The sequence below is a fragment of the Vicinamibacterales bacterium genome, assembly GCA_035699745.1.
GTDB lineage: Bacteria > Acidobacteriota > Vicinamibacteria > Vicinamibacterales > 2-12-FULL-66-21 > JAICSD01.
This window is the reverse complement of the sequence record DASSPH010000048.1, coordinates 1-21,854: the sequence shown is the minus strand read 5'-3', so window position 1 is coordinate 21,854 and position 21,854 is coordinate 1. Positions and strand designations below refer to the sequence as shown.

Genomic DNA, 21,854 nt, shown 5'->3' with positions numbered 1-21,854 from the left:
GGATGGTCATGAAGAAAGAGACCCGGCTGCTCGCCGTGTGCGCGGCGGGCATGCTCGTCGTCACGGCGTTCGCCGGCCGGCCCGCGGCCAACGGCGGTCCGACCAAGCTGCTGCGCATGCCGACGGTCAGCGCGTCCCACATCGCGTTCGCGTACGCCAACAACATCTGGACGGTCGAACGGACCGGCGGGATGGCCCGCCGCCTCACCAGCTTCCAGGGGCAGACCACGAACCCGCACTTCTCGCCGGACGGACGGCTGATTGCCTTCAGCGGCGAGTACGCCGGCAACACCGACGTCTACGTCGTCGCCGCCGACGGCGGCGAACCGAAGCGGCTGACGTGGCATCCGGGTGCCGACAACGTTCAGGGCTGGATGCCGGACGGCAGGTCGATCGTGTTCGCGTCGGGACGCGCGACGGCGGCGCCGAGCGCCGCGCCGCGCTTCTGGACGGTGCCGGCGGAGGGCGGCGTCGAGGAGCCGATGGTGCTGCCGCGCGCCTACCAGGGAAAGATCTCGCCGTCCGGCACGCACGTCGCCTACCGGATGAACAACTCGTGGGACGAAGAGCGGCGCAATTACCGCGGCGGACAGAACCGTCCGGTCTGGATCGTGGATCTGAAGACCTACGATCTCGTGTCTCCGCCGTGGAGTGATTCGAACGACAAGGAGCCGGTCTGGGTCGGCGACGTCGTCTACTTCCTCTCCGATCGCGACGGCGTGTCGAACGTGTGGAGCTTCGACCCGAAAGCGAGGAAGCTCGCGCAGGTGACGAGGTTCACCGACTTCGACGTCAAGTCGATGGATGCCGGCGCCGGCACGATAGTCTTCGAGCAGGCCGGGGTGATCCACGAGCTCGACCCGAAGAGCGGCCGCGCCAGAGCCGTGACCATCACCGCCAACGGCGACTTTCCGTGGATGATGCCGCGCTGGGAAGACGTGACCGCCCGGATGTCGAACCTCGGCCTCTCGCCGACCGGCAAGCGCGTGGTTCTCGAAGCGCGCGGAGAGATCTTCACGGTGCCGGCGGAAAAGGGCGACGTTCGGAACCTTTCCAACTCCAGCGGCTCCGCGGATCGCGACCCGGCGTGGTCGCCCGACGGCAAGTACGTGTCGTACTTCAGCGACAAGTCCGGCGAGTACAAGCTGGTGATCGAAGCGCAGGACGGGCTGTCGCCGCCGCGCGAGATCGCGCTGGAGAATCCGACCCATTACTACACGCCGGCGTGGTCGCCCGATGCGAAGAAGATTCTCTACACCGACACCAACCTGAAGCTCTGGGTGCTCGACGTCGAGAGCGGCAAAGCGAAGGTCGTCGGCCGCGATCCCTGGATGGTGCCCCAGCGGACGATGAACCCGACGTGGAGCCCCGACTCGAAGTGGATCGCCTACGCCAGCCACCTGAATTCGCTCTACAAGGCGATCTTCATCAGCAACGCCGACACCGGCGAGGTCAGGCAGGTCACCGACGGCCTGGCCGATACGACGTGGCCCGTCTTCGACGCGAGCGGCAAATACCTGTGGTTTTTCGCCTCGACCGACTTCGGCATGCGCTCGCAGTGGCTCGACATGACGTCGTACGACCACACCACCACGTTCGGCCTGTATCTGGCGGTGCTGAAGAAGGGAGAGCCGAGCCCGCTGCTGCCCGAGAGCGACGAGGACTCCGGCATCACCTTCGCGCCGGGCCGCGGCGATGTGCCGCCGGGCCAGGGACAAGGGCGCGGCGGCCGCGGCTCGGGCCAGGGGCGAGGCGGCGCGCCGGCGGACACGCCGGCTGACACGGCACCCGACGCGCAGCCGCCGGCATCCACGACGCAGGCGGATCGCGCGCCGCGCGGACCGGTCACCGTGCAGATCGATTTCGACGGACTGCCGCGCCGCATCCTCGCCATTCCCGGCGTGCCGGCGCGCGAGTACTCGAAGCTCGAGGCCGGTGTGGCGGGGACGGTCTTCTACCTGCAGTCGACGGCCGGCGGCGACGACGAGGGGGCGAGCGGCAGCAGCATCGTGCGCTACCGCCTGAGCGACCGCCGTGCGGCGACGTTCGTGCCCAACGCGGCGGACTACGCGGTCAGCGCCGACGGCCGCAAGCTGCTGTATCGAACCGGCGGCGGCGGCGGCCGCGGCGGCGGGCGCGGCGCCCCCGGCGCGGGCGGCGGGACGACGGGGCTGTTCCTCGTCGATGCAGACCGCAATCCGCCGCAGGCCGGCGCGGGCCGCTTGAACGTGACGCTGCGGATGTACCTCGAGCCGAAAGAGGAGTTCCGGCAGATCTTCCACGAGGGCTGGCGCAACCAGCGCGACTATCTCTACGTCACCAACGCGCACGGCGCCGACTGGAAGAAGGCGAGGGAGATGTACGGCGCCTTCCTGCCGTTCGTGAACCATCGTGCCGATTTGAACTATCTCCTCGACAACATGGGCGCCGAGCTCGCCGTCGGGCATTCCTACGTCCGCGGCGGCGAGATGCCCGGCGTGCCGCCGTCGATCGGCGGCCTGCTCGGCGCCGACTTCACGATCGAGTCGGGACGCTACAAGATCACGCGCATCTACGATACCGAGAGCTGGAACCCGGATCTGCGCGCGCCGCTCGCAGCGCCGGGCGTCGACGTGAGCACCGGCGACTTCATCGTCGCCATCAACGGGATCGAGTTGAAGGCGCCCGACAACATCTATCGCCTGCTCGACGGCACGGCGAACCGCCAGACGGTGCTCGCGGTGAACAGCCGGCCGGCGCTCGAGGGGGCGCGGCAGGTCACGGTCATCCCGGTCGCGAACGAGCAGACACTGCGCACGCGTGCGTGGGTCGAGAGCAACCGGCGCCTGGTGGACAAGCTGTCCGACGGGCAGCTCGCCTACGTGCACCTGCCGAATACCGGTCAACCGGGCTACGCGAGCTTCAACCGCTACTACTTCGCGCAGCAGGACAAGAAGGGCGCGGTGATCGACGAGCGGTTCAACGGCGGCGGGTCGGCAGCCGACTACATCATCGACGGGCTGGCGCGCGACTTCGACGGCTACTTCAACAACGTCGCCGGCGATCGCGTTCCGTTCACCAGTCCGGCGGCCGGGATCTGGGGGCCGAAGGTGATGATCATCAACGAAATGGCCGGCTCGGGCGGCGATTTGATGCCGTACATGTTCAGCCGCCGCAAGATCGGGCCGCTGGTCGGCAAGCGGACCTGGGGCGGCCTGGTGCACACGGCCGACACCCCGCCGTTCATCGACGGCGGATCGATGATCGCGCCGCGCGGCGGCTTCTTCGATCGCAGCGGCAAGTGGGCGCTCGAGAACGAAGGGGTGCCGCCGGACATCGAGGTCGAGAACTGGCCGAAGGACGTGATCGCCGGCCGCGATCCGCAGCTCGAACGCGCCGTCGCGGAAGCGATGCGCCTGTTGAAGGAGAAGCCGGTGCAGCGGATGACGACGGAGCCGCCGCCGCCGACCCACGGCAGGCGCAAGGGCGGGGGGTAGCAGTGCGCGGTGCGCAGTGCGCGGTGCGCGGTGCGCGGTGCGCAGTGCGCAGTGCGAGTGCGCAGTGCGAGTGCGCGGTGCGAGTGCGCAGTGCTGACGTCTGAGTTCTGAGTGCTGCGCGCTTATTTCGCGTTGGCGCTCGCGGTGTCGGGAATCGCGTGGTCCGCGATCTTCGTTCGCTGGGCGGGCGTGCCGGGTCCGGTGTCGGCGTTCTATCGCGTGCTGACGGCCGGGCTCGTCCTGTTCGCGTGGCGGGCGCTGCGCGGGTCGACACGTCAGGTGAGCCGCCGCGCGCTCTGGTTCGCGGTGGCCGGCGGTGTGTTCTTCGCGCTCGACCTGGCGCTCTGGAACACCGCGGTCATGCGCTCGCAGGCGGCGGTCGCGGCGATCCTCGGCAACAACACGCCGATCTTCGTCGGCATCCTGACCTGGCTCGTCTTCCGCCGGCGTCCCGGGGCGGCGTTCTGGATCGGGCTGGCGCTGGCGCTCGGCGGATGTCTGCTCGTGCTCGGCGCCAGCCTGAACCCCGGGTCCGCGCGCGGCTCGCTCTCCGGCAATCTGCTCGCCATCGCGGCGAGTGCGTTCTTCGCGGCCTACATGGTGGTGACCGAACACGTGCGATCGTCCATGGATACGCTGACCTTCAACGCCGTCACCATCGCCGCCAGCGTCGCGTCGCTGCTCGCCGTCTGCATGGCGATGGGGATGCCGCTCAGCGGGTTCACGCCGCGCACGTGGACGGTGCTGGTCGCGCTCGGTCTGGTGTCGCAGTTGTTCGCCTACTTCGCGCTGGTCTACGCACTCGGCCATCTGCCCGCCACGATCACCTCGGTCGCGCTCCTGGCGCAGGTGCCCTGCACCGCGGCGCTCGCCTGGCTGCTGCTCGACGAACCATTGACGCCGGCGCAGATCACCGGCGGCGCGGTGGTGCTGGCGGGGATTTACGTGGTGAACCGCGGCGATGACCGCCGCTCGCTGAGCGATGGAGAGCATCCATGAGCCTTCGCGCGCTGATCCTCGGCGTCACCGTCGTCGCGGCCACGTCGGCTTCTGCCGTCGCGCGCCAGATCGCCTCGGAGTCGGGACGCCGGCCATCGGTTCTCGAGCAGCGCGAGGCCATCGACACGATCTTCGCTCCGTGGACGGCGAGCGGATCACCAGGGTGCGCAGTCGGCGTGTTCCGGAACGGCGCGATGGCGTTCGCGAACGGCTACGGACTGGCTTCGCTCGAGCACGGCGTGCCGATCACACCCGAATCGGTGTTCTACGCGGGATCGGTATCGAAGCAGTTCACCGCGTTCGCCGCGGCGCTGGCGATGAGCCGGGGGCAGCTGGCCTACGAGGACTCGATCCGGAAGTACCTGCCCGAGCTGCCGCCCTATGCCGACGCGATCCGCATCCGGCATCTCCTGCACCACACCGCCGGGCTGCGTGATTACAACACGCTGCTGGCGATCGCCGGCCGCCGCGACGAGGATGCGTGGGACAACCGCGCGGTGCTGCGGATCACGGCGCGGCAGCACGCGCTCAACTTCGAACCCGGCTCGGAGTACCTGTACTCCAATACCGGTTACACGCTGCTCGCGACCATCGTGGAGCGCGCCACCGGCACGCCGTTCGCGGCGTACGCCGATGAGCAGATCTTCAAGCCGCTCGGCATGACCAGCTCGCACTTCCATACCGACGCCCGCCGGCTCGTCACGCATCGCGCTCTCGGCTACGGCGGACGAAGCGGCGCCTGGACGATGGACACGCCGATCAACGAGCGCGCCGGCGCCGGCGGCCTGTACACCAGCATTCCGGATCTGCTGAAGTGGGACGAGAACTTCTACACGGCGAAGGTCGGCGGCCCGGCCGTGATCGCGCAGGTCCAGACCCGCGGCACGCTGAACGACGGCACGACGCTGCCCTATGCCTGGGGCCTGCAGATCGGCGAATGGAGCGCACGCGCGATCGTCGAGCATTCCGGCTCGCTCGGCGGGTATCGCGCCCACCTCTTCCGCGTGCCGGCGGCGCGGACATCCGTCGCGCTGCTCTGCAACACCGCGACCGCGTCGACCGCCTCGCTGGCGCGTCAAGTGGCCGCGCTCGTCCTCGACGGCAGAACGGAGGCGCCGCGCCTGCCGGCGGGCGCGGCGGGCAGCATCATCGGACGCGTCCCGGATGCGACCACGGCCGCCGCGAACCGCGCGTATGCGGGAACGTTCCACAGCGAGGAGCTCGATGCCACCTTCACCGTCACGGCGCGCGGCGACGAGTTGTGGATGCAGCGCGAAACGGATGTGGCGCCGTCGGTGCTGCGGTTGGAGGGGCCGACCGATCACTTCGGCTTCCGCAGCTATACGGTGAAGTTCGTGCGCGACTCGGCGCGGACCGTGACCGGCTTCACCATCGACGCCGGACGCGTCCGCGGCATCGTCTTCTCGAAGCGGTAGGCGGAGAGCCGGGCGCGTGCAGCCGCGTCAGAATCCCGCGGCTGACATGAGCGAGCCGACCAGGAGTTCGACGCCGAGGGCGATCGTCGCCACCGAGCCGCAGAAGATCAGAACGCGCAGCAGCGCGCCGCTGTGGCCGCCGCGCAGCGCCCGGCTGCCGTCGAGCGCCAGGCCGGCCGCCAGCTCGCGCACCGGCGGGACCACGAGCCAGTCGCGCAGGCGCGTCACGGTGAGGCCGGCTGCGATCGCGCCGCATTCCGCCGCCAGCCACAGCTCGCGCCGCGGGCCCGAGACCTGCCGGTGCGCCGCCTCTTCCAGCAGGTCGCCGACGATCGCCTCGCGCTCGCGCGGCGGCAGGCAGCGCACCAGGACGCGCAGCGCGCCCGAGACGTCGTCGTGGCTCATGCGCGGTCCAGCACCGATTCGTAGTCGCGCCACAGGTTGAGGAACATCTCGCGCGACTCGCGCAGCGCCTTGAGTCCGGAGGGCTTCAGCCTGAAGAAGCGCTTGGCGCGCCCGCCGCGCTCGGGCGTGCTGTCGCCGAGGCGCGAGCTCACCAGCCCCTTCTGCTCGAGCCGTTTGAGCGCGACGTAGACGGTGGCGCGGGAGACGTCGCGCCCGCTCTGCGCCGCGACTTCGTCGAGGATGGGAATGCCGTAGGCGTCGGCCCCGAGCCGCAGAATCGCCAGCAGCACGAGATGCTCCAGGTCGCCGAGATCGGTGCGCGCCATCGGTCCGGCGATCATGCCGCAACCATTCGCGGAGCGTCAACGTCTAATCGTTGCGTTTTTAAACTAATTGGTGATACGAAGCCCTATGCAGACGCTGACGTCCGACCTCCGCTACGCGCTGCGCACGCTGGCCAAGAGCCCGGCCTACGCCGCGGTCACGATCCTCACCCTCGCGCTCGGCATCGGCGCCAACACCGCCATCTTCAGCGTCGTCAACGGCGTGATGCTGAAGCCGCTGCCGTACCCGCAGCCCGAGCGGCTGATGTTCATCACCAGCACGTTTCCGGCCCTCGGCTTCGATCGCTTCTGGGTGTCGCTGCCCGAATGGGCCGAGTTCAAGGAGCGGAACCGCTCGTTCAGCGGCGTCGGCGCCTACCGGGAAGGCGCGGTGAATCTCGGCTCCCCCGAGCGGCCGCGGCGCGTGAACTCGGTCGTGGTCACGCCCGAGCTGCTCGACGTGCTCGGCGTGCCGCCGCTCCGCGGGCGGCTGTTCAAGCAGGACGACTCGCCGGTCGGCGCCGAAGACGTCGGCATTCTCGCCTACGGCACCTGGCAGAGCGACTTCGGCGGCGACGAAACGGTGCTCGGCCGCGTGATCCAGATCGACGGCACGCCGACGCGGATCGTGGGCATCATGCCGCCCGGCTTCGACATCCACGACCAGCGCGTCGAAGTGTTCCTGCCGCTGACGATCGACCCGTCGACCTTTCCCAATCGCCGCGGCGGCCACTTCCTCTATCTGATCGGCCGCCTGAAGGACGGCGTGACCCAGGGGCAGGCGGAGGCGGATCTCAAGACGATGATCGAGCAGTGGCGGCAATTGAGCGGCAACCGCCACGCGCCGAGCGCGCTCCCCAACCAGACGCACCTCCTGCAGATGCAGCCGATGAAGTCCGACATGGTCGGCGGCATCGGCGCGGCGCTGTGGGTGCTGCAGGGGGCGGTGGGCTTCGTGCTGCTGATCGCGTGCGCCAATCTGGCGAATCTCATCCTCGCCCGCGCCGAGTCGCGTCAGAAGGAGTTCGCCATCCGCTCCGCGCTCGGCGCCGGCCGCTGGCGCCTCCTCCGCCAGTTCCTGACCGAAGGCGTGCTGCTCGCGCTGATCGGCGGCGCCCTTGGCGCGGCCCTCGGGTTCGGCGGCCTGCGCGCCATGCTCGCCGCCAATCCCGACAGCATCCCCCGCGCCCTCGAGATCGCGCTCGACTGGAAGGTGCTGCTGTTCACGCTCGGGATCTCGATCCTGACCGGCTTGATCTTCGGGATGGCGCCGCTGCTCCATCTGCGTGAGGACGTCGTCACGATCTCGCTCAAGGAAGGCGGCCAGCGAACGACCGCCGGCACCGCCCGTGCGCGCCTGCGCAGCGGACTCGTCATGGCCGAAGTCGCCCTCGCCGTGGTGCTCGTCGTCGGCGCCGGGCTCCTGCTGCGCAGCTTTCAGAAGCTGATGACGGTGGACGCCGGTTTCAACCGCGACCGCCTGGTGACGTTCGGCCTGGTGCTGCCCGCGGCGGCATACCAGCGCGCCGACCAGCGCGTCGCGTTCTTCGACCGCCTCGGCGCGCGCCTCAAGCAAGTGGCGGGCGTCAGCGGGGTCGCGCGCATGAGCGGCCTTCCACCGAACCGGCCCGTCAACGCGAACGATACCGACTTCGAGGGCTACACGCCCACCGGCCCGGATCAACCGGCGGAGAACGTCGATTACTACCAGACCGTCAACGTCGACTACCTCCAGACGATGGGGATCCCGATCGTCAAGGGGCGGGGCTTCGAGCCGGCGGACGTCAATGGCGCGGCGGTGGCCGTGGTGAACGAGACGCTCGAGAAGACGTTCTTCACATTCCGCAAGCTCGAAGCCGTGGGGCAGCGGATCAACGTCTTCACCGGACCCGGCGCCAGCACGCCGTTCACGATCGTCGGCGTCGTCCGCGACGTGAAGCAGGGCGGGATGGGGAAGAAGACCGGCACCGAGCTCTACTTCCTCAACGAGCAGTCGCCGCGCCTGTTGAACACCGCCGCCACCAGCATGAACTTCGTCGTGCGCTCGTCGCTGCCCGAGCAGACGATCGCGCAGGAGATTCAGCGCGCCGTCCGCGAGCAGGATGCGACGCTGCCCGTCGTCCGGTTCCGGACGATGGAACAGGTGTTCGCCGATTCGGCGGCGCGCCCGCGATTCCTCGCGACGCTGCTCGGGATCTTCGCCGCGCTCGCGCTCGTCCTCGCCGCCATCGGCACCTACGGCATCCTCTCGTATTCGGTGAGCGAGCGGACGAAGGAGATCGGGATCCACATGGCGCTCGGCGCCACCCGCGGCAGCGTCCTGGGCATGATCCTCGGGCAGGGAATGCGCCTCACCATCGTCGGACTGGTGGCCGGGCTGATCGCGTCGTTCGGCTTGACGCGGCTGCTGCAGGCGCAGTTGTTCAACGTGCGCCCGACCGATCCGCTGACGCTGAGCGCGGTCACCGCATTCATCGCCATGGTCGCGTTCGTCGCCTGCTACGTGCCCGCCCAGCGCGCCACCCGCGTCGATCCGATGGTGACGCTGCGGGATTCGTGACTCGAGGGGCGCCGCCCCTCGCCACGCCGCCGGGGACGCTTCGTGGGCCCCGGCCGGAGCGCATATAATCCCGCCACCGAGAGTTCTCCGGGGAGGGAAGCAGGGGATGACGCCACGAACGAACGCGATGGTGTGGCGGCTGGTGGTGCCGGTCGCACTGGCGGTGCTGCCGCTGTCGCTGGCCGCGCAGAGCGGCGCGCAGCGGACACCGGACGACATTCTGAAGGCGCAAGGCTACCAGACGCCGCCGGGCGAACTGGCGGATGCCGTCACCGCGAAGCGCTATCTCAACGTGTCGCTGACCTCGCCGAGCCCCGACAAGAAATGGTTCGTCGACGAGATCGGCGACGGTCCCGTCCTGATGAAGACCTTCGCGAAGCCGTTTCACGAGCTCGGCGGCCTGTTCGTCGACCACAAGGCGAACCGCTCGCGGACGTTGACGATTCGCAACAACGTCGGCATCCAGCTGATCTCCGCCGCCGACGGCACCAGGAAGCCGATCCAGGTCCCCGCCGGGGCGCGCGTGTCGAACGCCACGTGGTCGCCGGACAGCAAGAGCGTGGCGTTCTTCGTCCACGGCGAGGACGCGACGCACATCTGGGTCGCCGACGCTGCGACCGGCGCGGCGCGGCAGGCGACGAAGACGCCCGTGCTCGCGACGCTCGTCACCACCTTCGAGTTCACGCAGGACGGCAGGCAGATCGGCACCGTGCTCGTGCCGGACGCGCGCGCGGCGATGCCGCAGATGCCTGCGGCGCCGCCCGGACCGACCGTCAAGCTGGCGATGGAGTCCGACAAGAACCGGCTGCGCACGTTCCCCAGCCTGATGTCGACGCCGTACGAAGAGCAGCTCCTCGAGTGGCACGCGACCGGGCAGCTGGCGCTCGTCGACGTGGCCAAGGGCAGCGTCAGGAAGATCGGCGCGCCGGCGATGATCCGCGCCATCGACCTCGCGCCGGACGGCAGGTACGCGCGCGTCACCCGCATGCTGCGGCCGTTCTCATACGACGTACCGGTCGCGAACTTCGGCCAGATCGAAGAGATCTGGGACGACTCGGGCAAGGTGCTCGCGAAGGTGAGCGATCGTCCGATCAATCTCGGGGTGCAGGACGACGCGCCCAACCCGGATCCGCAGGCGCCGCCGCAGGGCGGAGGCGGCGGCCGCGGCGGGCAGCAGACCGGGAAGCGCGAAGTCGCCTGGCGGACCGACGGCCAGGGGCTCACGTTCGTCGAGCAGGAGCCCGCCGCCGCACGGTCGCCGGCCGGGCAGGCAAACCGCGGCGGCGCGCCCGCTCCCGCGGACGATCAGCCGCCCGCAGGCGGACGCCGCGGCGCCGGCGGCGGCGATCAGGCGCCGCCGCGCAAGGACCGCGTCTACCAGTGGCTGCCGCCGTTCGACGCCGCGAGCCAGAAGGTCGTCTACGAGAACCCGACGCGCATCAGCGGCCACCGCTACTCGCCGGACATGCAGATCCTCTTCTTCAGCGAGCGTGCCGGCCAGAACGCCCTCGAGAGCGCCGTCTACCTGAACGACACGACGAAGAAGTACACGCTGGCGCGCTACCGCGCGGACGACGTCTACGCCAATCCCGGCACCCTGGTGTCGACGCGCGGCACGGGCGGCGGCGGCGGACGCGCCGGCGGCGCCGGCGGACGCGGCGGCGGTGGCGGCACCGGCCCCGTGCAGCTCTCGGCCGACGGCACCAGCGTGTTCTTCATGGGCACGGCCTACGACCGCAACCCGAACGAGGTCGCGCCGAAGGCGTTCGTCGACAGGATTTCGATCAGGACCGGTGAGAAGGAGCGCATCTTCGAGGGGGAGAACAACGGCATCGCCGAACGCGTCGCCGTCGTCATCGATCCGGACGCCAGGAAATTCGTGCTGTCGCGCGAGAGCCCGAAGGAGGTCCCGCAGAACCATCTGCTCGACGGCGGCCGCCGCGTCCAGCTCACGAAGAACGTCGATCCGCACGAGGATCTCACCATGGCGAAGGTGGAGAAGTTCGTCGCCGAGCGCGCCGACGGCTTCAGGTTCCGCGTCAAGGTGACGCTGCCGCCCGACTACCGCGCCGGCACGCGGCTGCCGGCGCTGTTCTGGTTCTATCCGCGGGAGTACTCGAGCCAGGAGGAGTACGACCGCCCGGATCGCACCTCGAACAAGAACGACTTCACGGCCTTCAACCAGCGCTCGATGGAGTACTTCGTGCGCCTCGGCTACGCCGTGGTGTCGAACGACGCGCCGATCATCGGCCCGCAGGGGCAGATGAACAACAACTACATCAACGATCTGCGCAACAATCTCGCCGCGACGATCGACGAGCTGGATCGGCGGCAGATCATCGACCGCCAGCGGCTCGCGATCGGCGGCCACAGCTACGGCGCGTTCTCGACCGTCAACGCCATGGTGCACACGCCGTTCTTCAAGGCCGGCATCGCCGGCGACGGCGCCTACAACCGCACGCTCACCCCCATCGGGTTCCAGACCGAACGCCGCGACCTGTGGGAAGCGCCGAACGTCTACCTCGGCATGTCGCCGTTCCTCTACGCGAACAACCTGACCGGCGCGCTGCTGATGTATCACGGGCTCGCCGACCAGAACGTCGGCACCGACCCGACCAATTCGATCCGGCTGTATCACGCGCTGAACGGGCTCGGCAAACCGACCGCGCTCTATCTCTATCCGCTCGAGGACCATGGCCCGGCGACCCGGGAGACGCTGCTCGATCTGTGGGCGCGCTGGGGGGCGTGGCTCGACAAGTACGTGAAGAACCCGCAGAAGGCGGATCCGAGGAAGACCACGACCAACGAGCAGCCGTCGGTGGTCCGTTAGCCGGGCGCCCGGCGTCGCGGTCTCACTGCTCGCGCAGCGCGTGCATCGGATCGACCTGTGACGCGCGGTGCGCCGGGATCAGGCCGGCCATCAGCGCCACGGCAGCGAGCGAGACGCCGGACAGCACGAGGACGAGCGGATCCGTTCCCTGCATCTCGAAGAGGAGCGATCCCGCCTGTCTGCCGAGCGCCACCGCTCCGGCGAGTCCGACGGCGCCGCCGATCAGCGTCATCCAGGCCACCTGCCGCAGCACCATGCCGCGGACGCGCCCCGGCGCGGCGCCGAGCGCCATGCGCAGCCCGATCTCGCGGGTCCGCTGCGCGACCGTGTAGGCGAGCACGCCGTACAGACCGACCGCCGCCAGCAGCGTCGCCAGGCCCGCGAACAGCGACGAGAGCGTTGTCATCATGCGATCGAGAAAGGTGTTGTCCCGCACCTGCCGCGTCAGCGTCTTCAGATTCTCGATCGGCAGATTGGGGTCGAGCTGCTTGACCGTTGCGGTGATCGTGGATGCCGACTGCGCCGGATCGCCGGCAGTGCGCACGTAGAAGGAGACGGAGGCGAGATCGGCGTCCTGCCGGTAGGGACGGAAGAAGAGCGGCGGCACCGGCCGCTTCACTTCGCTGTACTTCGCGTTCTGCGCCACCCCGACGATGACCGTATCGAGCTTGCTGCGGTAGCCGCTGCCCGATCCGATCAGCTTGCCGACGGCGTCGCGTCCGAGGTTGAACTTCTTGACGAACTCTTCGTTCACCACGGCGACGTTCTGCGCGCCTTCGACGTCCGCCGCGGTGAATTCGCGCCCCGACATCAGCGGCACCCCCATCACCGAGAAGTAGCCGGGACTGACCTCGTTGTAGCGCGAGTTGGAATCGGTGTCGGGTCCCGCCTGGAAGCCCTGCACGGCGACGTCGCTGCCCCAGCTGCTGCCGCCGAGCGCCGGCACCATCGAGACCGCGACGCCGGTGACGCCGGGCGCGCCGCGCAGCTGTTCCTCGAGCCGCTCGTAGAGCGACCGGGTGCGCGGCCCGGTGTAGCCGCTGCGCTGCGGCGACAGCCGGAAGGTGATCACGTTGTCCACCTTGATGCCGAGGTCGACGCGGCTCACCTTCAACAGACTCTTGATGAACAGGCCGGAGGCGGCGAGCAGCAGCATCGACAGCGCGATCTGCGTGGTCGCCAGCACCAGCCGGAAGCGCGCGGCCCCCTTCGCCCCGGACGGCTGTCCGGCCTGCGCCTTCAGCGTCGACACCAGATCCGGCCGCGTGCTGTGCAGCGCCGGGAACAGGCCGAACAGGACGCCGGTGCCGATCGTCACCACCGCGGCGAAGAGCAGCGCGCGCGGACTCAGCGAAAACGCCATCGTCTGCGCCGCTTCCGCCGGCATCAGCGACAGGATCAGGGCGAGCGTCCCCTTGGCGACCGCGAGTCCGGCCACCCCGCCGAGAACGGCGAGCAGCAGCGATTCGGTGAGGAGCTGGCCCATCAGGCGCGACCGGCTGGCGCCGATCGACAGCCGCACCGCCATCTCGGTGGCGCGCGCCGCCGATCGCGCCAGCAGGAGGTTGGCGATGTTGGCGCAGGCGATCAGGAGCACGAAGCCGGTGACGCCGAGCAGCATGTAGAGCGGCCGCGTCGCCACGCCGCGCGCCGAGCTCTGCCCGAGGCCGCCGGGCTCGAGCAGGACCGGCTTGACCTTGAAGCGCGCCATCGTGGCGTCGCTCATCCCGCGCTGCAGCGGCACCTCGACGTCGTTGATGATGGCGCGGTATTGCGCGTTCAACGCCTCCCGCGCGGCCTCGATCGTCACGCCGGGACGCAGACGCGCGAACAGATAGAACGAGTAGCTCTGACGGTTGGCCCATTGCCGCCAGCCGCGATTCATCCCGCCGCGGAGCGTGATCGGCACGAACACGCTGGGCCGCGAGCCGAGCGTCGTCCCCTCGAAGCCGCGGGCGGCGACGCCGACGATGGTGAGCGTCTGGCCGTTGACGATGAGGGTGCGGTTCAGGATGCCCGGATCCGCGCCGAACCTCGACGACCAGAAGCCGTAGCTGAGGACCGCGACCGGCGCCTCGCCGACGAGGCGATCGTCGTTCGAATCGAACAGGCGCCCGAGCGCCGGCTGCACCTGCAGAACCTGGAAATAGTTGCCCGACACCATCAGCCCTTCGGCATTCATCGTCTGCCCGTCGAAGGCGAGGCTGGCGCCGAAGAGGAGGTGCGCGGCGATGCCGGTGAAGGAGGTCTGCACCTTCTGGAGATCGCGGAACATCGCGTAGCTGAACACGACGTCGCAGTCTCCGGCCTGGCCGCACGACTGCGAGCCGGGCTTCGGGCCGGGCGCGGACAGGTTGACCAGCTCGCCCGGCTGCGGCACGGGAAGCGCCTCGAGCAGCATCTGGTTGAAGGTCGAGAAGATCGCGGCGTTCGCCCCGATGCCGAGCGCCAGCGAGACAATCGCGACAATCGTCACGAACGGCGTCTTGAACAGGGTGCGGAACGCGTACTTGAGGCTGCGCATGGGGAGTTGGACGGAAGGCGGGACGGAGAAGTTTACGCGATAATATGCCCCCCGGTATCGTCATGCCCACGGATCCGCGCGTCGACGCATACATCGCGAAGGCTCGGCCTTTTGCGCAGCCCATCCTCCGGCGCATCCGCGCCGCCGTTCACGCCGGCTGCCCGGGCGTGGCCGAGACGATCAAGTGGAGCGTGCCGGCGTTCGACTACAAGGGGCCCCTCGCCGGCATGGCGGCGTTCAAGGCGCATTGCGTCTTCGGGTTCTGGAAAGGCGCGCTGATGAAGAGCGTGCCGGAGGGGAAGGAAGGCCAGGCGAAGGGGCGGTTCGGGCGGTTCGAGTCCGTCGCCGATCTGCCCGGCGAGACGGCCCTGGTGCGGATGGTGAAGGAGGCCGCGGCGCTGGCCGACGCCGGCGTGAAGGCGCCGCGGCAGACCAGGGCGCCGAAGCCGCCGCCGAGAGCGCCGGCCTACGTGCTCGCCGCGATCAGGAAGAACAAGCAGGCGCTGCGGCACTATCAGGCGTTCAGTCCGTCGTGCAGGCGCGAATACATCGAGTGGATCACCGAGGCGAAGACCGGCGAGACGCGCGCCCGGCGGCTGGCCACCGCGGTGGAATGGATGTCGGAAGGGAAGAGCCGGAACTGGAAATACACCGCCGGCGCGAGGAGAAGATGATGCGAACCATCGTGAGTACGGCGATCGCCTGCGCGATCGCGGCGGCGATTCCCGCCGCGCAATCGGCCAACCCGATCAGCGACGGCATTCGAAGCCAGTGGAACGGCGCCAAGCGCAACCTGCAGCAGTCCTCGGAGATGATGCCGGAGAGCGGCTACGACTACCGTCCGGTGGACGGCGTCCGCAATTTCGGCGAGATCCTGGCGCACCTCGCCGGCGCCAACTACGTGTTCTGCGCCGCCGCCAAAGGGGAGAAGACGCCGTTCGCCGAAGACCATTTCGAGAAGGCGGCGAAGACGCGCGCGGCGATCATCAAGGCCACGTCCGAGTCGATCGCCTACTGTGACGCCGCGTTCTCGGCGCTGACCGACGCGAGCGCCGGGCAGATGGTGCAGCAGCCGTTCGGCGAAGGCCAGGCGCCGCGCGCCGGCGTCCTGGTCGCCGAGCTCGGCCACGTCAACGAGCACTACGGCAACCTCGTGACCTATTTCCGCATCAACGGCATCGTCCCGCCGTCGTCGCGCCGCTGACGTGCGCGCCACCGCCCCGCTCGCCGCTCGTGTCGCCGTTCTGTTCGCCCTGCTGGCGTCCGCCGCGATGCCGCAGGCGCGGCAGGCGGGATCCGAAGCACCGGAATACGGGCCCGCGAAAGGCACGCTGGTCATCGTCGGCGGCGGAAACCTGAACGGCTCGGGCATCAGCGAGAAGTTCATCGAGCTGGCCGGCGGACCGGACAAGACGTTCGTCATCGTCCCGACCGCCGGCGGCAACCGCAACGGCCAGGGGGAGCCGATCGCCTACGACGAGCAGCGGATCATCGCGCCGTGGGTCCGGCTCGGGCTGAAGCACGTGCGGATGCTGCACACCCACGATCCCAGGGTCGCCGACACGGAGGCGTTCGCCGCGGCGCTGCGCGACGCCGACGCGGTCTGGTTCAACGGCGGGCGCCAGTGGAACATCGTCGACTCGTACGCGAACACCCTGACGTATCGGGAGTTTCACAAGCTGCTCGAGCGCGGCGGCGTGATCGGCGGCAGCTCGGCGGGCGCCACGATCCAGGGCGAGTATCTCGTCCGCGGCGACACCTCGGGGCCGGACGTGATGATGACGGCGGAGCCGGGGCATCAATCGGCGTTCAAGTTCCTGCGCAACACCGCCATCGATCAGCACATCAACACGCGGAACCGCTGGGACCATCTGATCCCCGTGATTCAGAAGTTCCCCCGGCTGCTCGGCATCGGCCTGTCGGAAGCCACCGCGATTGTCGTCACTCAGGATCGCTTCGAGGTGATCGGCGCCTGGAAAGTCGCCGTGCACGACAACACGCGGCTGTATCAGCCGTGGGAGAAGCCGTACTTCGTGCTCTCGGCCGGCGACGTCTACAACATGAAGACCCGCCGCGTCGAGAAATACGGGATCGGCGCCCGTCCCGCGCAACGGGGCGGCGGCTCCGGCGGACCCGTCGAGCGCGGCAGTCGCTGAGACGGCACGGCTCGAGCTCCGGCGCAAAGACCACAAAGGTCACCGAAGGAATCCCGTCATCGCCGTGATCTTCGGCCGGAGCGTGGACCGTCGGGCCGTTTCCGCAGGTAGCGAAAGGGACAGTATGAAGAGCATGCTGGTTGCCGCTGTCGTCGCGCTCACGCTCCAGGCCGCGGGTCCGATCGCGCCTGACCCGTACTTCGGGATCAAGATCGGCGCCGACGGCGAGCTGGCGCGGTATCCGAAGATCGTCGAGTACCTCCAGCACCTGGCGAAGACGACCAATCGCGTCAGGTTCGAGGAGATCGGCAAGACGACGATGGGTAATCCGTACGTGCTGGCGACGATCAGCGCGCCGGAGAACCTGGCGAAGCTGAACCGGCTGGTCGAGATCAACCGGCGGCTCGCCGATCCGCGCGGGCTCAGCGGGGCCGAGGCGCGGAAGCTGGCGCAGGAAGGGCGGGCGTTCTACTTCGTCTACGGCACGATCCACTCGACCGAAGTGGGCAACACGCAGTCGCTGATCGAGATCGCGCACCGGCTGGCGACCGACAACGGCGCCGACGTGCGCCAGATTCTCGACAACGTCGTCGTCCTGCTCGTGCCGTCTCAGAATCCCGACGGCCAGTATCTCGTGGTGGATCACTGGTACAAGACCCGCGGCACGCCGTTCAACCGGACGTATCCGGACCTGTACCACAAGTATGTCGGGCACGACGACAACCGCGACTGGTTCATGTTCACGCAGAAAGAGACGCGCCTGGCGGTGCAGATCCAGAACCGCTACAAGCCGATCATCACCCACGACATGCACCAGATGGGATCGGGCGGCGCGCGAATCTTCGTGCCGCCGTTCGACGATCCCTACGATCCCAACGTGCACGCGATCCTGCGCGCCGGGATCAGCACCGTGGGGCAGGCGATGGCGTCCGCGCTGGTCTCGGAAGGCAAGGGGGGCGTCGAGTGGCTGTCGCGCTACGACCTGTGGGCGCCGGCGCGGCAGTACATGGTCTACCACGGCCAGCCGCGCATCCTCACCGAGATCGCCAGCGTCAATCTCGCCGATCCGCTCGTCAACCAGAACGGCGCGCCGATGGGGCCGCAGGAGACGCGCTGGAACTTCCCGCTTCCCTACCGCCGCAGCGACTGGCGGCTGCGCGACATCGTCGACTACGGCAACACCGTCGCGTTCGCCGGCATGGCGCACGTGGCGAAGTACCGCACGACGTGGCTCGAGAACTTCTACAAGGTGCACGCCGACTGGGTGAACCGGACGGAGGCACCCTACGCCTTCGTCGTGCCCGCCGCCCAGCGCGATCCGTTCGAGACGTTCGAGCTGCTCGACATCCTCCGCATCGCCGAGGTGGAGATCCACCAGGCGCAGGCCCCGTTCAAGGCAGGCGGAAAGGACTACGGCGCCGGCTCATGGGTGATCAGGACCGCGCAGCCGTACGGCGCGTTCGCGAAGACGATGCTGGAGCGGCAGAAGTATCCGGATTTGCGTCTCTACCCGGGCGGTCCGCCCAAGCCGCCGTACGACGTGACCGGACACACGCTCGGCATGCTGATGGGCGTCGACGTCGATCAGATCGATCAGCCATTCGACGCCGCATTGGAGCCGGTGAAGGCGCCGCGCCCGGTCGTGACGCCGCTGCCGGCGCAGGCCCGGAGCGCCTACATCATGCCGCCGGCGCAGAACGCCGCGTTCATGGCTGTCGCGCGGCTGCAGGCAGCGAACGTTCCGGTGTTCCGGGTGGCGGGCGGCACGACCGTCACGCCCGGGACGTGGGTGGTGCCGGTTGCTGCCGAGTCGACCAGAATCCTCACCGGGCTGGCGCAGGATACCGGCTTGATCGTCGAGGGCGCGGATCGGATGGGCGGCGAGTTGTACCGGTTGAAGCCGCACACCCGCATCGGCCTGTGGCGCGGCGCCAACAACATGCCGGCGGGTTGGCTGAAGTGGCTGTTCGAGCAGTACGGCTTCAACCACAAGGCGATTGCCGCGCAGGACTTCGAGCAGGATCTGGCCTCGCAGTACGACGCGATCGTGCTGCCTGACGGAACGAGCCGCGCGACGATCGTCAGCGGCCTGAATGCCGAGCGCAACGGCAAGGAATGGGCGTGGGCCTACGGCGTCGGCGACGCAGGCTGGAAGAAGCTCGGCGACTGGGTCCGCGGCGGCGGGACGCTCGTCGCGATCGGGTCCGCGGTCGAGACCGCGCGGGCGCTGCTCGATCTGCCGATCGAAGCGGCGTTGCCCGACGCCCGTCAGCGCCGCGGCCAGGCAAACGCGCCGCTGGCCTTCTTCTGTCCCGGATCGCTGCTGCAGAACGAGTTCAACGTCGCCCATCCGGTTGCGTTCGGCATGCCGGACGCGTGGCCGGTCTTCTTCGAAGGGGATCAGGCCTACCGGCTGAAGCCGGGGTTCGCCATCCAGAGCGAAGTCGTCTCACGGTATCCGGCGAAGGGACCGATCCTGCAGAGCGGATGGCTCCTCGGCGAAGAGTTCCTCCGCGATCAGGCGAACGCCGTCGCCTTCCGCGTCGGCAGCGGCTACGTCGTCACGCTCGGCAGCCAGATCGATTTCCGCACCCAGCCGCGCGGGACGTTCAAGCTCCTGTTCAACGCGATCTTCCACGGTCCGTCGCAGCGCGTGCCCGCGTCTGCGTTCGGCACGCGGTAGCCTCAGGGGCTTCACTCCCACATCCCCGGCTGCGATCAGTCCTGAGATCCTCCGCGTCCGGCGCTCTGGAGCTGGTATTCCTTCGGCGGATCCATGTGGAGCAGGTGCGTGACGAAATAGTCCCAGCGGCGGCGCGTCATGTAGTTCGACGCGTCGCCGAAGCCGTGCCGCGCCTGCGGGAACATGATCAGATCGAAGTCCTTGTTCGCCTTCACCAGCGCGTCCACGACCAGCAGCGTGTTGTAGGGCGGCACGTTGTTGTCCATCATGCCGTGGGCGAGCAGCAGCTTGCCCTTCAGGTTCTTCGCGTGCGTCTGGTTGGCCTGGTCCTCGTAGGCCGCCTTCGATGCGTCGGTGAGCAGCGGCATCCACTTCTCCGCCCAGTCGTCCTCGTAGGCGCGGTTGTCGTGATTGCCGGACTCGGCGATGCCGACCTTGAAGAAGTCGGGGTGGCGGAACATCGCCGCCGCCGCCGCATAGCCGCCGCCGGAGTGCCCCCAGATGCCGGCGCGATCGAGATCGATGTACGGATACTTCTCGGCCAGCTGCTTCATGCCGGCGATCTGGTCGGGCAGCGTGTTGTCTCCCATGTTGCCGTAATAGGCCTCGTGGAATTTCTTCGATCGCCACGGCGTTCCCATGCCGTCGATCTCGACGACGACGAACCCGAGCTCGGCGAGGGCGTGGTTGTCGCTGCGCGCCGGATTGAAACTGCGGCCGCCGACGCTGCCGGTCTGCGGCCCGGGATAGATGTGATTGACGATCGGATACTTCTTCGCGGGATCCAGATTCGCCGGCGTGTACATCAACCCGTACAAATCGGTGCGGCCGTCGCGCGCCTTGACGGTGATCGGCGTGGGCGGCTTCCATCCGGCGGCGGTGAGCCTGGAGATGTCCGCGGTCTCCAGCTCGGCGATCAGCTTGCCGGTGACCGCATCGCGCAGCACGGCGACCGGCGGCACGTCGGGGCGCGAGTAGCTGTCGGTGAAGTACTTCCCGGACGGTGACAGCGAAACGTCGTGCGTCGCGTCTTCCGGCGTGAGCAGCTGCAGGTTCGTGCCGTCGAAACCGACGCGATAGAGGTGCACGAAGTAGGGGTCGCGCCCCTGCTCGCGTCCGACGGCGAGGAAATGAATGGTGCGGCTCTTTTCGTCGACCCTGAGCACCTGCGTGACGTTTCCTTCGCCGGTCGTGATCGCGTTCTTCAACCGGCCGCGCATGTCGTGCAGGTACAGCTGGCCCCAGTTCGTCTTCTCGGAGAACCAGATGATCTCGTTGGACGCCGGGAGGTAGCGCCAGTTCACCGCGCCGTTGCCGGACTCGAAGAAGGTGGGCACCTCCTCGGCGAGGATGTCGCTGACTTCGCCGCTGGCGACGTCCGCTTCGCGCAGCTGCTCCTGCCGATGATCGCGAGACGTCGAGACGAACGCCAGTTTCCGCGAGTCGGGGCTCCAGTAGACGTCGGCCCAGTCGCCGCCGCGGCAGGCGATGTTGTCGCACAGCGTCGAGCGGTGCTGATCGGGGCCCTTCTTCAACCGCGTGATCCTGCCGGTGTCGACGTCGATGACGACCCGGTGGATCAAGGCGACGTGCTCGTCGCCGGGCAGCGGATACTTCCACGCCTCGAGCCGCGGATGGCCGGCCTCGGTGCTGACGAGATACATCTCGCCGACCTTGCGCTGGTCCTGCTGAAAGGTCGCAATCTTCCTCGAGTCGGGGGACCACAGCAGGATCGCGCGGTCGCTCTTCGCCCACCCGGCGTTGTCGGTCGCGTAGCCGAAGTCCTTGACGCCGTCGGTGGTGAGCGGCGTTTCTCTGCCGGTGGCGACGTCGCGCACCCACAGGTTCCAGTCCCGGATGAACGCGGTGCGCTTCCCGTCGGGCGACGGCACGTCGGTGCGCGCGGCGCCGCGTCCGCCGCCCTGACCGCCGCGGCCGCCCTGACCGCCGCGGCCGCCGGCGCCGGCCGCGCAGGCCGGAAGGTCGCACACCGTCTTCGTGCCGGTCACCGGATCGACCAGGGTGGCGACGCTTCCGGTGGCCGTCGTGACGCGGTACCACACGCGATCGTCGGGCAACCAGTTGCCGCGCACGCCCGACCGGTAGACCAGCGGGGTGACGTTGTAGCCCATGAACTTCTCGGCGCGGGCGTAGTCGGCGTTGGTCATCGCCGCACGCTGCGCCGTCACCGGCAGCACGGCGCACACCGACAGCACGGCCGCTGCACAGATGAATGCAACCCTTCTCATCCGGGATCCTCCGGGTCCGAGTATTGATCAACAGCGGCGATGGCTGAGACGGCCCACGGCCGTCGCTCCGGCGGCGCGAGCCGTTGGCTGTATTCGGCGAGCCGGCTCTGGGCCTATACTCGGGGCTCACCAGGAGCTCGCCGATGTTACGAGTCAGAATCTGTGTCGCGGCGCTGCTGCTCTCGGCCGCGGCGGCGGCACCGTCCCGGACGC

Annotated in this window: 13 protein-coding genes; 9 read left to right on the top strand and 4 right to left on the bottom strand. The window is 68.7% G+C overall.

Translation table 11 applies throughout. The features are described 5' to 3' along the window. Positions 1-8: 8 nt before the first annotated feature. The 3 genes from VFK57_10615 (at position 9) to VFK57_10605 (ending at position 5,911) form a co-directional block, all read left to right on the top strand. On the top strand, positions 9-3,476 hold the full coding sequence (locus VFK57_10615; protein ID HET7696150.1) for a PDZ domain-containing protein: 3,468 nt from the start codon (positions 9-11) through the stop codon (positions 3,474-3,476). Positions 3,477-3,587: 111 nt separating this feature from the next. Continuing rightward, the gene (locus VFK57_10610; protein ID HET7696149.1) at positions 3,588-4,475 is read left to right on the top strand and encodes a DMT family transporter; all 888 of its coding nucleotides are present in this window, start codon (positions 3,588-3,590) and stop codon (positions 4,473-4,475) included. Then, positions 4,472-5,911, top strand: a complete 1,440-nt coding sequence (locus VFK57_10605) for a serine hydrolase domain-containing protein (GenBank protein ID HET7696148.1) — start codon at positions 4,472-4,474, stop codon at positions 5,909-5,911. The genes VFK57_10610 and VFK57_10605 overlap by 4 nt, the downstream gene beginning before the upstream one ends. A 27-nt stretch (positions 5,912-5,938) precedes the next feature. Here VFK57_10605 and VFK57_10600 read toward each other — a convergent pair whose 3' ends face one another. Further along, entirely contained in the window at positions 5,939-6,316 is a 378-nt protein-coding gene (locus VFK57_10600; GenBank protein ID HET7696147.1) for a hypothetical protein, read from the bottom strand. Further along, positions 6,313-6,657 (bottom strand): helix-turn-helix transcriptional regulator, encoded by a 345-nt coding sequence (locus tag VFK57_10595; protein ID HET7696146.1) that lies wholly within the window; start codon positions 6,655-6,657, stop codon positions 6,313-6,315. Before VFK57_10595 ends, VFK57_10600 begins: the two co-directional genes overlap by 4 nt. Before the next feature lie 70 nt (positions 6,658-6,727). On the opposite strand from VFK57_10595, the gene VFK57_10590 reads away from it, so the two are divergent. Together VFK57_10590 and VFK57_10585 are read left to right on the top strand one after the other, a co-directional pair. Continuing rightward, positions 6,728-9,199 (top strand): ABC transporter permease, encoded by a 2,472-nt coding sequence (locus tag VFK57_10590; protein ID HET7696145.1) that lies wholly within the window; start codon positions 6,728-6,730, stop codon positions 9,197-9,199. Between the two features lie 106 nt (positions 9,200-9,305). Then, a complete protein-coding gene (locus VFK57_10585) occupies positions 9,306-12,029 on the top strand; it encodes a prolyl oligopeptidase family serine peptidase (protein HET7696144.1) in 2,724 nt (907 codons plus the stop codon). A gap of 22 nt (positions 12,030-12,051) precedes the next feature. On the opposite strand, the gene VFK57_10580 is transcribed toward VFK57_10585, so the two are convergent. Next, positions 12,052-14,553 carry an ABC transporter permease gene (locus tag VFK57_10580; GenBank protein HET7696143.1) on the bottom strand — a complete coding sequence of 834 codons (2,502 nt, stop codon included), beginning with the start codon at positions 14,551-14,553 and terminating at the stop codon, positions 12,052-12,054. A gap of 62 nt (positions 14,554-14,615) precedes the next feature. Here VFK57_10580 and VFK57_10575 point away from each other — a divergent pair, with 62 nt between their 5' ends. From VFK57_10575 to VFK57_10560, 4 genes are all read left to right on the top strand, one after another. Next, positions 14,616-15,227 carry a YdeI/OmpD-associated family protein gene (locus tag VFK57_10575; protein ID HET7696142.1) on the top strand — a complete coding sequence of 204 codons (612 nt, stop codon included), beginning with the start codon at positions 14,616-14,618 and terminating at the stop codon, positions 15,225-15,227. Continuing rightward, entirely contained in the window at positions 15,227-15,757 is a 531-nt protein-coding gene (locus VFK57_10570; GenBank protein HET7696141.1) for a DinB family protein, read from the top strand. Before VFK57_10575 ends, VFK57_10570 begins: the two co-directional genes overlap by 1 nt. 1 nt (position 15,758) lies before the next feature. After that, complete coding sequence (locus tag VFK57_10565; protein HET7696140.1) at positions 15,759-16,709, top strand: cyanophycinase; 951 nt, start codon at positions 15,759-15,761, stop codon at positions 16,707-16,709. 124 nt (positions 16,710-16,833) lie between these two features. Beyond that, positions 16,834-19,392: a M14 metallopeptidase family protein gene (locus tag VFK57_10560; GenBank protein HET7696139.1), complete on the top strand. Its 2,559-nt coding sequence runs from the start codon at positions 16,834-16,836 to the stop codon at positions 19,390-19,392. A 35-nt stretch (positions 19,393-19,427) separates the two neighbouring features. Here the strand turns inward: VFK57_10560 and VFK57_10555 are convergent, their stop codons facing one another. Then, complete coding sequence (locus VFK57_10555) at positions 19,428-21,641, bottom strand: DPP IV N-terminal domain-containing protein (protein ID HET7696138.1); 2,214 nt, start codon at positions 21,639-21,641, stop codon at positions 19,428-19,430. Between the last annotated feature and the right edge of the window lie 213 nt (positions 21,642-21,854).

What these genes read in the sequence shown, in the direction of transcription:
- VFK57_10590 (HET7696145.1), top strand. Translation starts at nt 6,728, where the DNA reads ATGCAGACGCTGACGTCCGACCTCCGCTACGCGCTGCGCACGCTGGCC.
- VFK57_10585 (HET7696144.1), top strand. Translation starts at nt 9,306, where the DNA reads ATGACGCCACGAACGAACGCGATGGTGTGGCGGCTGGTGGTGCCGGTC.
- VFK57_10570 (HET7696141.1), top strand. Translation starts at nt 15,227, where the DNA reads ATGCGAACCATCGTGAGTACGGCGATCGCCTGCGCGATCGCGGCGGCG.
- VFK57_10580 (HET7696143.1), bottom strand. Translation starts at nt 14,553, where the DNA reads ATGCGCAGCCTCAAGTACGCGTTCCGCACCCTGTTCAAGACGCCGTTC.
- VFK57_10600 (HET7696147.1), bottom strand. Translation starts at nt 6,316, where the DNA reads ATGAGCCACGACGACGTCTCGGGCGCGCTGCGCGTCCTGGTGCGCTGC.
- VFK57_10615 (HET7696150.1), top strand. Translation starts at nt 9, where the DNA reads ATGAAGAAAGAGACCCGGCTGCTCGCCGTGTGCGCGGCGGGCATGCTC.
- VFK57_10595 (HET7696146.1), bottom strand. Translation starts at nt 6,657, where the DNA reads ATGATCGCCGGACCGATGGCGCGCACCGATCTCGGCGACCTGGAGCAT.
- VFK57_10605 (HET7696148.1), top strand. Translation starts at nt 4,472, where the DNA reads ATGAGCCTTCGCGCGCTGATCCTCGGCGTCACCGTCGTCGCGGCCACG.
- VFK57_10575 (HET7696142.1), top strand. Translation starts at nt 14,616, where the DNA reads ATGCCCACGGATCCGCGCGTCGACGCATACATCGCGAAGGCTCGGCCT.
- VFK57_10555 (HET7696138.1), bottom strand. Translation starts at nt 21,641, where the DNA reads ATGAGAAGGGTTGCATTCATCTGTGCAGCGGCCGTGCTGTCGGTGTGC.
- VFK57_10560 (HET7696139.1), top strand. Translation starts at nt 16,834, where the DNA reads ATGAAGAGCATGCTGGTTGCCGCTGTCGTCGCGCTCACGCTCCAGGCC.